Annotated in this window: 11 protein-coding genes; 7 read left to right on the top strand and 4 right to left on the bottom strand. The window is 71.9% G+C overall.

The annotated features are described in order from the left end of the window. The first annotated feature begins 265 nt into the window (after window positions 1-265). The 6 genes from egtA to N4G70_RS15880 all read left to right on the top strand — a co-directional run bounded on the left by egtA (window position 266) and on the right by N4G70_RS15880 (window position 6,100). On the top strand, window positions 266-1,519 hold the full coding sequence (gene egtA, locus N4G70_RS15905; protein ID WP_261713282.1) for an ergothioneine biosynthesis glutamate--cysteine ligase EgtA: 1,254 nt from the start codon (window positions 266-268) through the stop codon (window positions 1,517-1,519). Further along, window positions 1,516-2,817 (top strand): ergothioneine biosynthesis protein EgtB, encoded by a 1,302-nt coding sequence (egtB, locus tag N4G70_RS15900; RefSeq protein ID WP_261713281.1) that lies wholly within the window; start codon window positions 1,516-1,518, stop codon window positions 2,815-2,817. Before egtA ends, egtB begins: the two co-directional genes overlap by 4 nt. Beyond that, window positions 2,817-3,569 carry an ergothioneine biosynthesis protein EgtC gene (egtC, locus tag N4G70_RS15895; RefSeq protein WP_261713280.1) on the top strand — a complete coding sequence of 251 codons (753 nt, stop codon included), beginning with the start codon at window positions 2,817-2,819 and terminating at the stop codon, window positions 3,567-3,569. Before egtB ends, egtC begins: the two co-directional genes overlap by 1 nt. Then, window positions 3,569-4,531, top strand: coding sequence for an L-histidine N(alpha)-methyltransferase (gene egtD, locus N4G70_RS15890; protein WP_261713279.1), 963 nt, complete (start codon window positions 3,569-3,571; stop codon window positions 4,529-4,531). The genes egtC and egtD overlap by 1 nt, the downstream gene beginning before the upstream one ends. A 229-nt stretch (window positions 4,532-4,760) precedes the next feature. Continuing rightward, window positions 4,761-5,276, top strand: a complete 516-nt coding sequence (locus tag N4G70_RS15885; protein WP_261713278.1) for a DUF2243 domain-containing protein — start codon at window positions 4,761-4,763, stop codon at window positions 5,274-5,276. Then, a complete protein-coding gene (locus tag N4G70_RS15880) occupies window positions 5,276-6,100 on the top strand; it encodes a cytochrome c oxidase assembly protein (protein ID WP_261713277.1) in 825 nt (274 codons plus the stop codon). The genes N4G70_RS15885 and N4G70_RS15880 overlap by 1 nt, the downstream gene beginning before the upstream one ends. On the opposite strand, the gene N4G70_RS15875 is transcribed toward N4G70_RS15880, so the two are convergent. From N4G70_RS15875 to N4G70_RS15865, 3 genes are all read right to left on the bottom strand, one after another. Next, on the bottom strand, window positions 6,080-7,441 hold the full coding sequence (locus N4G70_RS15875; protein ID WP_261713276.1) for an NAD(P)/FAD-dependent oxidoreductase: 1,362 nt from the start codon (window positions 7,439-7,441) through the stop codon (window positions 6,080-6,082). The two genes, N4G70_RS15880 and N4G70_RS15875, sit on opposite strands and share 21 nt — an antisense overlap. Before the next feature lie 156 nt (window positions 7,442-7,597). After that, window positions 7,598-8,092 carry a peptidylprolyl isomerase gene (locus tag N4G70_RS15870; protein ID WP_261713275.1) on the bottom strand — a complete coding sequence of 165 codons (495 nt, stop codon included), beginning with the start codon at window positions 8,090-8,092 and terminating at the stop codon, window positions 7,598-7,600. Window positions 8,093-8,176: 84 nt separating this feature from the next. Further along, window positions 8,177-9,427: an extracellular solute-binding protein gene (locus N4G70_RS15865; RefSeq protein ID WP_261713306.1), complete on the bottom strand. Its 1,251-nt coding sequence runs from the start codon at window positions 9,425-9,427 to the stop codon at window positions 8,177-8,179. A gap of 244 nt (window positions 9,428-9,671) precedes the next feature. On the opposite strand from N4G70_RS15865, the gene N4G70_RS15860 reads away from it, so the two are divergent. Next, window positions 9,672-9,893 (top strand): dodecin, encoded by a 222-nt coding sequence (locus N4G70_RS15860; RefSeq protein ID WP_261713274.1) that lies wholly within the window; start codon window positions 9,672-9,674, stop codon window positions 9,891-9,893. A 44-nt stretch (window positions 9,894-9,937) separates the two neighbouring features. Here N4G70_RS15860 and N4G70_RS15855 read toward each other — a convergent pair whose 3' ends face one another. Then, window positions 9,938-10,426 carry an HAD family acid phosphatase gene (locus tag N4G70_RS15855; RefSeq protein ID WP_261713273.1) on the bottom strand — a complete coding sequence of 163 codons (489 nt, stop codon included), beginning with the start codon at window positions 10,424-10,426 and terminating at the stop codon, window positions 9,938-9,940. Between the last annotated feature and the right edge of the window lie 11 nt (window positions 10,427-10,437).

The following is a 10,437-nucleotide window of genomic DNA, read 5'->3' as shown; positions in this document are numbered from 1 at the left end:
GGCAGCGTCCCCCTCACACCCGGCCGCCGAACGCCTCCCGGAAGGTCCCGGGGTGCCCCCTTCGCGGGTGCGGCCGGTGTCGGTGATGTCCACCGTTCGGCGGGCCATCCCGCGCGGTCGTGCGCGCATGCGTGCAGGGTGGTCGTACGCGAAAGACCGCCGCAGTCGGACAGGTGTCCGGCGAGGCGGTCTTGTGCGCGACGGCGCCGACGACTTAGGTAGGACGGCATGTGTATCCGCACCCCGGAAAGGCGGGCATCCGTCCATGACCGCGCGTGAGTTGACCGAGGCAGAGGCCGACGACCTGCTGCGATGTATCTGTTTCAAGACGGGTCCACCACGCACCGTCGGCGTGGAGCTGGAATGGCTCGTCCACGATCTGCACCAGCCCCGGCTCCCCGTCCCGCACGACCGTCTCAGATCCGCGTACGCGGCCTTGCGTACGCTGCCGCTGCGGTCACCGCTCACCGTCGAACCCGGCGGACAGCTGGAGCTCAGCTCGCTGCCCGCCGCATCCCTGATGGAATGCGTCTCCACCGTCTCCGCCGATCTGACGGCGGTCCGCTCCGCCCTCGCGGAGCGCGGCCTGGCCCTCGTCGGACTCGGCCAGGAACCCTGGCACCCTCCGCGCCGCATGCTGCGCGAGGCGCGGTACGACGCCATGGAAGCCCATTTCGACCGTACGGGCCCGGCCGGCCGGGCCATGATGTGTTCCTCGGCATCCGTACAGGTCTGCCTCGACGCCGGCTACGAGGAGCCGGGCCCCCTCGGCTTCGGGCGGCGCTGGCTGATGGCGCACCTGTTGGGGGCCGTGCTGGTCGCCGCGTTCGCCAACTCGCCGCATCACCTGCGGCAGTCGACGGGCTGGCGTTCGGTCCGCCAGGCGCACTGGAGCGACATCGACCCGGTGCGCGCGCTCGCCCCACCCATCGACGCCCCGCCGCGCGCGGCCTGGGCGGCGCACGTCCTGGACACCCCCGTCATGTGCGTACGGGCCGATGCGGGGCCGTGGTCCGCGCCCCCGGGTCTCACCTTCCGGCAGTGGCTGCGCACCGGAGAGCCGCGGCCCGCCACCCGGGACGATCTCGACTACCACCTGACCACCCTGTTTCCGCCGGTGCGACCGCGCGGCCATCTGGAACTGCGCATGATCGACGCCCAGCCCGGTGACGACGGATGGACCGTGCCGCTCGCCGTCACCCACGCACTGTTCGACGACCCGGAGGCGGCGGAGATCGCCTATCGCACCGTCAAACCCCTTGCCGAGCGCGCCGGTTCACGCCTGGCGCCGCGCAATCCGCTCTGGCATGCCGCCGCCCGGGACGCACTCGCCGACCCGGAACTGCGCGAGGCGGCCACGGTGTGCTTCGCGGCGGCACTCGACGCGCTCCCCCGGCTCGGCGCGACCCGTGACCTCCAGGACCGGGTCGCCGCCTTCACCGACCGCCATGTCGTACGGGGCCGATGTCCGGCCGACGACGTACCCTCGCCCGCCCCACCGAAGGACAGCCGCATATGACCGACCCGGAGCTGCTCAGGGCCCGCGCCCTGACGGCACTCACCGCCGCGCGCGCCCGCACCGGCGTGCTCACCTCCAGCGTCGACGACCATGAACTGACCTCACAGCACTCGCCGTTGATGTCCCCCCTCGTGTGGGACCTGGCGCACATCGGCAACCAGGAGGAGCAGTGGCTCCTGCGTGCCGTCGCCGGACAGGACGCGATCCGGCCCGAGATCGACTCCCTGTACGACGCCTTCGAGCACCCCCGCGCCACCCGCCCCAGCCTGCCCCTGCTCGCCCCCGCCGAGGCGCGCCGGTACGCCGCCGATGTGCGGGGCCGCGCCCTGGACGTCCTGGAGCGCACCCCATTGCGCGGCGGCCCGCTGATGGATGCCGCGTTCGCCTTCGGGATGATCGCCCAGCATGAACAACAGCACGACGAAACGATGCTGATCACCCATCAGCTGCGCAGCGGACCAGCCGCCCTGACCGCGCCGCAGCCGCCGCCCGGCACCACCGAGGGCCTGCCCGCCGAGGTTCTGGTGCCCGGCGGCCCGTTCACGATGGGCACCTCCACCGAGCCGTGGGCCCTGGACAACGAGCGCCCCGCGCATCAGCGCATCCTGCCCGCCTTCCACCTCGACACGACCCCGGTGACCTGCGGGGCCTATCTGTCCTTCATCGAGGACGGCGGCTATCGCGAGGAACGCTGGTGGGATCCCGCCGGCTGGGCGATGGTCCGCGAACACGAGCTCACCGCCCCGCTGTTCTGGCGCCAGGAGGGCGGCCAGTGGCTGCGCAGGCGGTTCGGGGTGACGGAGCCGGTGCCGCTGGGCGAGCCCGTCCTGCATGTGAGCTGGTACGAAGCCGACGCGTACGCCCGCTGGGCCGGGCGCCGTCTGCCGACCGAGGCGGAGTGGGAGAAGGCGGCCCGCCACGACCCGGTCTCGGGCCGCTCGCGCCGCTACCCCTGGGGCGACGCCGACCCGAGCCCGGCCCACGCCAACCTCGGCCAGCGCCATCTGCGCCCCGCCGCCGCCGGGGCGTACCCGGAAGGCCGGTCCCCCGCGGGCATACGGCAGTTGATCGGTGACGTGTGGGAGTGGACGGCGAGCGACTTCCTGCCCTACCCGGGGTTCGTCGCCTTCCCCTACCGCGAGTACTCGGAGGTGTTCTTCGGTCCCGAGCACAAGGTGCTGCGCGGCGGGGCGTTCTCCGTGGACGAGGTGGCCTGCCGGGGGACCTTCCGCAACTGGGACCTCCCGGTGCGCCGACAGATCTTCGCGGGCTTCCGCACCGCGCGGGACGCGACTTGATGTGCCGTCATATCGCTTACACGGGAGCTTCGGTAGTCCTCGGCGATCTGCTGGTGCGGCCCTCGCACGGGCTGTACCGGCAGGCGTGGGCGCCGCGCCGGCAGCGCTACGGAACGGTCAACGCCGACGGCTTCGGCGTCGGCTGGTACGCCGACGGCGACGTGGTGCCCGCCCGCTACCGGCGGGCCGGGCCGATGTGGGCCGACCCGAACGTCCTGGACCTGGCCCGGGTGGTGCGCTCGGGGGCGCTGCTCGCGGCGGTCCGGGACGCGACCGAGGCGGGCGCCGACAGCGAGGCCGCGGCGGCCCCGTTCGCGCACGGCCGCTGGCTGTTCAGCCACAACGGCGCCCTGCGGAACTGGCCCGGCAGCGTGGCGGAGCTCGCCGCCGCGCTGCCCCCCGAGGCTCTGCTCCGCCTGGAGGCGCGCTGTGACGCGGCGTTCGTGTGGGCGCTCGTGCTGCACCGTCTGAACAGCGGCGACGACGCGGCCCGTGCCATGTCCGAGACCGTCACCGAGCTGGCCGCCGCGGCGCCCGACTCACGGCTGAATCTGCTGCTCACCGACGGCGTGACGGTCACCGCGACCGCCTGGGGCGACACCCTCTGGTATCTGCACACGCCCGGCCGCTCCACCGTCGTCGCCTCCGAGCCCTATGACGACGATCCGCTCTGGTGCGACGTGCCCGACCGCACGCTGCTCACCGCCACTGACACCGACGTCCTGCTCACCCCCCTCAAGGAGCTCCAGTAGTGCGCCCCTTCCAGCTGACCCGCACCCTGCCCGAGGACGCCACCGGGGCCGCACTGCGCGCCGACGTGCTGCACGGGCTGACCAGCACCCCCAAGTCCCTCCCGCCCAAGTGGTTCTACGACGCGCGCGGCAGCGAGCTGTTCGAGGAGATCACCCGGCTTCCCGACTACTACCCCACCCGCGCCGAGCGTGAGATCCTCACCGACCGCGCCGCCGAGATAGCCGAGGCGACCGGCGCCCACACCCTGGTCGAGCTGGGTTCCGGATCCTCGGAGAAGACCCGGCTCCTCCTGGACGTGCTGCCCGCGCCCCTGACGTACATCCCGGTCGACGTGAGCGAGAGCGCGCTGGCCGGGGCGGCCGAGGGGCTGCTCGCCGACCACCCCGCTCTGCTCGTCCACGCGCTGATAGCGGACTTCACCCGGGTCCTCGAACTGCCCCGTACACCGGGGCCCCGGCTCGTGGCGTTCCTCGGTGGCACCATCGGCAATCTGCTGCCCGCCGAACGCGCCGAATTCCTCACCTCCGTACGCAAGTTGATGGAGCCCGGCGACTCGCTCCTGATCGGAACCGATCTGGTGAAGGAGGAATCGGTCCTGGTCCGGGCGTACGACGATGCCACGGGCGTGACGGCGGCCTTCAACAAGAACGTGCTCAGCGTCATCGACCGGGAGCTCGGCGCGGACTTCGACCTGGACGACTTCGCCCATGTCGCGCTGTGGAACCGCGAGGAGGAGTGGATCGAGATGCGGCTGCGCGCCCGCCGCGACGTGACCGTCAAGATCCCCGAACTGGATCTGGTGGTCTCCTTCACCGAGGGCGAGGAAATGCGCACCGAGGTGTCCGCCAAATTCCGCGAGCAGGGCGTACGGGCCGAGTTGGGCGCCGCCGGGTTCGAGCCGTCGCGCTGGTGGACGGATGCCGCCGGACGGTTCGCGCTCTCACTGGCGACCGCGGGCTGAGCCCCGGGGGTGGGGCCGCGCGGCGCAGTCGTCCGCGCAGCCCCACCCCGCGGTGCGCGGCCGCCGGAGCGTCCCGGGCCAGGGGGCGGCCGGGCGGCCGTGCCCAAGTGGCTGGAGACGAGGAAGGCCGGATTCGAACGCTTGCCCGCAGCAGGGGGCGGGCAGCGGACGGGTGTGCTGTTCCGCGCCGGACGACCTTCCCCCGACTCCTCCCGAGGACGTGCCGCCGATGGCGACTCCATCCCGTACTCCCTCCCCTTCCCGTGCCACCCCGCAGCCGCCGCGCGGTCGTCCGCTGCGGGCCCGTTCGGTCTGGTCGGGCGTGCTCATCGGCGTGGGCATCGCCGCCTTCGTCGATGAGACGGTCTTCCACCAACTCCTGCACTGGCACCACTTCTACGACCGCTCGACACCGGGCGTCGGCCTGGTCTCCGACGGCCTCTTTCACGCGTTTGGCTGGTTCGCCGTCGTCATCGGCCTGTTCATGGTCGCCGATCTGCGGCACCGGGCGGGTCTGGTGGGGCGCGCGCTGGCCGGGGGCATCCTGACAGGTACGGGGGCGTTCCAGCTCTACGACGGCACCGTCCAGCACAAGCTGATGGGTCTGCACCAGATCAGGTACCACGTCGACCTCACCCCGTACGACCTGACGTGGAACATCCTCGCGGTGCTGTTCCTCGGTGTCGGAGCGGTGCTGCTCAGGGGCGCGGGGTCGCCGAAGTCGCCTGGTACACGCGGCAATTGATGATGCATCAGCACGGCATGGGGCAGCCCGGGGCTCTCGCGCTCCTCGCGGCCGGGTCGGCACTGTGCGCGGGGATCGCCTACGGCTGGGCGGCGGCCGGGTTGCGGCGCCGCGGGGACGGGTGGCCGCCCCTGCGGGACCTCTGGTGGGCCGCGGGCTCGGCCGTGGTCGTGGCGACGGCCCTCTTCCCGTTTCCCGGTGGCCCCTTCGCCGCCCATATGGGCCGGCACCTGGCCGAGGGGATGGTGGCGCCGCTGCTGCTCGTCCTCGGCCGTCCGGTCACGCTTGCCCTGCGCTCCCTGCCGCCGGGAGGCCGGCGCCGGCTGCTCGCCGTGGTGCGCTCGCGCCCGCTGGGCGTCCTCGCCCACCCCCTGGTGGCCGCGGCGCTCGACGCGGGCGGGCTGTGGCTGCTGTACCGGACGCCCCTGTTCGCCCTCGCACACGAGCGGGCCTGGGTCGGCCACTTGGTGCACGCGCATGTCCTGGCGGCGGGACTGCTGTTCTCGGCCGCCGTCTGCTCGCTCGACCCGCTGCCGCGCCACGGCATGGTGGTCCGAGCGGCGGCGCTGGTCGGCGCGGGGGCCGCGCACTCCGTCCTCTCCAGGACCCTGTACGCGGCCTCCCCGCCCGGCACCGGCTTCGCCGCAGGCGACCTCTCGGCCGCGGCCGAGCTCATGTACTACGGAGGCGACCTGGTGGAAATCGCCCTCGCGGCCGTCGTGGGGTTCCAGTGGTACGCGGCCTCCGGCCGCCGCCTCGCGCGCGAGAGCCGGCGCGGGGCGATGACCCGGAGGCCGCCCGCCTCAGCCCCGTACCGTCAGTGACGCGGTGTGCGCACGGACCTGATCGGGTGTCAGATAGGCGTCGGTGTACTCGAAGTCCTTGAGCGTGGCGGGCTTTTGGGCCTGGAATCCGGTGCGGACGAAATCGTCGCCCGCGATCGCGTTGAGCATCCAGTTGGTCAGCACCCTGGTCTTGGCGACGTTGGTGCGCAGCGCCGACCAGTGGTAGCCGCGCGCCACCGCCTGGGCGGGCAGGCCGCGCAGTTCGATGCCGAGCGGCTTGGAGACGGCGTCCCGGCCACCGAGGTCCACCACGAGGCCGAGGTCCTTGTGGACGTAGGGCCGCAGCGACTGGCCCCGCAGCGAGGCCACGATGTTGTCGGCGAGCTTGGGGCCCTGGCGCATCGCGTGCTGGGCGGTGGGCGGGCAGAAGGCGCCCTCGCCCTTGGCGAGGTCGGGCACGGCCGCGGCGTCGCCGAGCGCGAACACGCCGTCGAGACCGGGCACGGTCATCTCGGGGGTGACCAGGAGCCGGCCGCGTTCGGTCTCCGCGTCCAGGGTGCCCACCAGCGGGCTCGCGGCGACGCCGGCCGTCCAGATCAGGGTGCGGCAGGGCAGGACGCGGCCGTCGGTGAAGGTGACCTTGTCCGCGCCGGCCTCGGCGATGGAGACGCCTAGCGACACCTCGATGCCGCGCTTCTGGAGGATGTCCAGCGCCGCCTTGCCCAGCTTGTCGCCGAGTTCCGGCATGAGCTTGGGGGCGATGTCGATGAGGTGCCACTTGATCTGGCGCGGGTCCAGACGCGGATACTTCTTGATCGCGTGCTGGGTGATGCGCTGGAGGCAGGCGGCGGTCTCGGTGCCCGCGTAGCCGCCGCCGACCACGACGAAGCGCAGCCGGGAGGCCCGCTCGTCCTCGTCCTGGCTCGCGTCGGCCAGGTCGAGCTGGGAGATGACGTGGTCGCGGATGTACGCGGCCTCCGCGAGGGTCTTCATGCCGCGGGCGTGTTCGACGAGCCCGGGGATGTCGAAGGTGCGGGTCACACTTCCCGGCGCCAGAACGATGTAGTCGTACGGCTGGTCGAGTGTCTCGCCGGTGATCTTGCGGATGACGCAGATCTTCGCCTTGGGGTCCACGCCGATGGCGCCGCCCGGGATGATCCGGGTGCGGTGCTTGGCGCTGCGCCGCAAGGAGACGGCGACGGACTGCGGTGTGAGGACCCCGGCCGCGACCTGGGGAAGCAGGGGCAGATAGAGCTGGTAGGAGAACGGGGTGACCAGGGAGATCTCCGCTTCTCCCGGTTGGAGGCGGCGTTCCAGGCGCCGTACGCATTCGACCCCGGCGAAGCCGGCGCCTACGACGAGAATCCTCGGTCGTGCCACGGTGTGCGTCCTTTCCCTGGGACCTGCGAACGGGGACGAGACTGGGCCGTCCACTGCCCGAGTGCCCCTGACCGGCGTTCGTCAACATCTCCATAGTGATCAACGCTGCGCGGCCGCACCACCGAACGGCGCCGTTCGCGTACGGGCGGGACGACGTCAGGCGACGACGACACCGCTGTCGCTGATGACGATGTCCGCGCTCGGGGCGCCGCTGCGGCTGCCGAGCGACTCGATCTTCTTCACGAGGTCCTGGCCCTCGACGACCTCGCCGAAGACGACGTGCTTGCCGTCCAGCCAGGGGGTGACGACGGTCGTCACGAAGAACTGGGAGCCGTTGGTGTTCGGGCCGCGGTTGGCCATCGACAGCAGGAACGGCCGGTCGTGCTTGAGGGAGAAGTTCTCGTCGGCGAAGCTCTCGCCGAAGATGCTCTTGCCGCCGGTGCCGTTGCCGTCGGTGAAGTCACCGCCCTGGAGCATGAACTCGGGGATGACGCGGTGGAAGGAGGATCCGGCGTAGCCGTAGCCGTTCTGGCCGGTGGCGAGCTCGCGGAAGTTGCGGGCGGTCTCCGGGACGACGTCGTCGAAGAGCCGGAAGACGATGCGGCCGGCCTTCTCGCCGCCGATGGTGATGTCGAAGTAAACGTTCTGCATGGACCCCATCCTGACATCCGTCCCTCCGTGGCCCGACCCCGGCTCGCCTTCCGGGCCCGCCGCCGCGCGAAATGCGGGCACGGCTCAGGGGAAGAGCAGCGTCGTGACCCGGTCGGAGGCGGCCTTGGCGGCCTTCTTCGGATCGGCGCCGTTCAGGACGCTCGTCATGTACGGCTTGATGGGATTGTCCGCCTCGACGGCCGCCCACTGGGGCGAGTTGGGGGTGGCCCGCCCCTGGGCCGCACCCTTGGCCATGGCGGCGGTTCCGGCCTGCCCCTGGACGGCGTGGGCGAGGGTGGACTTGTTGGGTACGTAGTTCATCGTCGCGGCCAGATCGGTCTGCCACTTCTCCCCGGTCAGGGCCGCCACGACCCGGACGGCCTCGGCCCGGTGGGCGGTCTTGCGCGGGATGATCAGGTCCGAACCGCCGGTGAAGACGGCGCCCGGCTTGGCGTCGGTGGGCCCCGGGATCGGGAAGTAGCCCAGCTTGTCGGCGAGCTTCGGATTGGCCTTCTGGATGGCCTTCGCGGCGCCGGGCACCGCGATCATCTGGGCGACCTTCCCGCCGGCGAAGATCCCGGCCTGCGGCGGGGTCTCCTCGTCCGCGTTCCTGGGGCCGTCGCCGAGGGCCTGGAGCTGCTTGTAGAACGCCATGCCGCGCAGGGCGGCCGGGCTGTCGAGGGCGCCCTTCCAGTCGCCGGTGTCCTGCTGGGCGAGCTCGCCGCCCTCGTCCCAGACGAATCCGGCCAGCGTGTACCAGTCCTGGCCGGCCAGGTAAATCCCCTGGTTCTGGCCGGAGTTGAGCTTGGCGGTGTCGGCGAGCCACTCGGCGCGGTCCTTCGGGGGCCTGGTGATCCCGGCCGCCCCGAAGAGGTCCTTGTTGTAGATGACGACGCGGTTGGCGGCGTACCAGGGGATGCCGTACTGCATGCCGTCCACGTTGCCGGGCTGCGCCAGGCCCGGCAGCCAGGCGTCGCTGCCCCAGTCGCGCAGCGACTCCAGGGTCATGTCGAGGAGGCCGCCGCTCGCCGCGTACCGGGGCACCTGGGTGTTGCCGACCTCGACGACGTCGGGCGCGTCGCCGTCCTTGAGCGCCCGGTCGATCTTCTCGCCGATGCCGGTCCACTCCTGGACGCGGACGTCGAGTTCCACGTCCTTGTGCTCCTGCTCGTAGCCGCGCTTGAAACGCTGGACGAAGTCGTCGGAGGCGCTGTTGCGCATCAGCCAGACGGTCACCTTGGTGGTGTCGTCCCCGAAGCCGGGCAGCGCGCCGCATCCGCTGACGGAACAGACCGACACCAGCGCGAGGGAACAGGCAAGAGCACGTCGGATCATCACGAGAGGTCACCTTCTGCGGGTGGGCAAGCAGTCATGGCCCGACGTGGGGGCAAGCGCGATCCGGCTTGTTCGGGTGTGGCTCGTGAGTTTGGTATGGACCAATGGGGCGGTCAAGCCCCGCAGGGGACCGAACTTTTCCGGCCATCCGCGCACGCGGCGCCCGCGGGTGGTCCCCCGCTGCCTCGCGCGGTGCGCCCGGGTGGGGCACGGTGGAGTAACGCGACGAGAGGAGAGCACCTCCATGTCCAACCACACGTACCGCGTCAGCGAGATCGTCGGCACCTCTCATGAGGGCGTCGACCAGGCCATTCGCAATGGTGTCACCCGCGCGGCGCAGACCCTGCGCAACCTGGACTGGTTCGAGGTGACCCAGGTGCGCGGACACATCGAGAACGGTGTGATCGAGCACTATCAGGTCGGACTGAAGGTGGGCTTCCGGCTGGACGACGACGCGGAGGTCTGACCCCATACATGGGGTCCGGGCCCGGTTGGGCCCGGGCCGCGCCCTCAGGTGCGGCCCTCGCGTTCCTGGGCGTGCTTGAGGGCCTCGCCCGTGGCGGCCCAGCGGGCCCGCACGACGCGGAAACCCGCGCGCTCGGCCGCGTCGCACACCAGCTCGTCGTCGTCGACCAGCATCCGGATCTCGCGGTCGCGCCCCAGCTTGCGCAGGATGTCCAGCTTGGTGAGGCGGGCGGGGCGCCGGTCGTCGTTGCGCCGCATGTGCAGGGCGCCGTCGGCGAGCCCCTGGGCGGCGAGCCACTCCACGGTGTCCCGGCGGCAGCGCTCCGGCCGCCCGGTGAGGTAGACGACCTCGCACTCCTCGGCCGCCTCCCGGCACAGCGCCACGCCCTCGGCCAGCGGCGGATCGGCCGGGGCCGCGGCGAAGAACGCGTCCCAGTCGCGGGGCTTGCGGTCGAGGAAGCGCTGACGATGGGAGCTGTCGGCGAGCGTGCCGTCCAGGTCGAAGACGGCCAGGGGCCGGGTTCTGTCGATCACGCCCCCAGGCT

Source organism: Streptomyces sp. ASQP_92 (assembly GCF_025399895.1).
In the GTDB taxonomy this organism is placed as follows: domain Bacteria; phylum Actinomycetota; class Actinomycetes; order Streptomycetales; family Streptomycetaceae; genus Streptomyces.
Note: the sequence above shows the minus strand (reverse complement) of the source record. Positions and strands in the feature narration are given on the sequence as shown.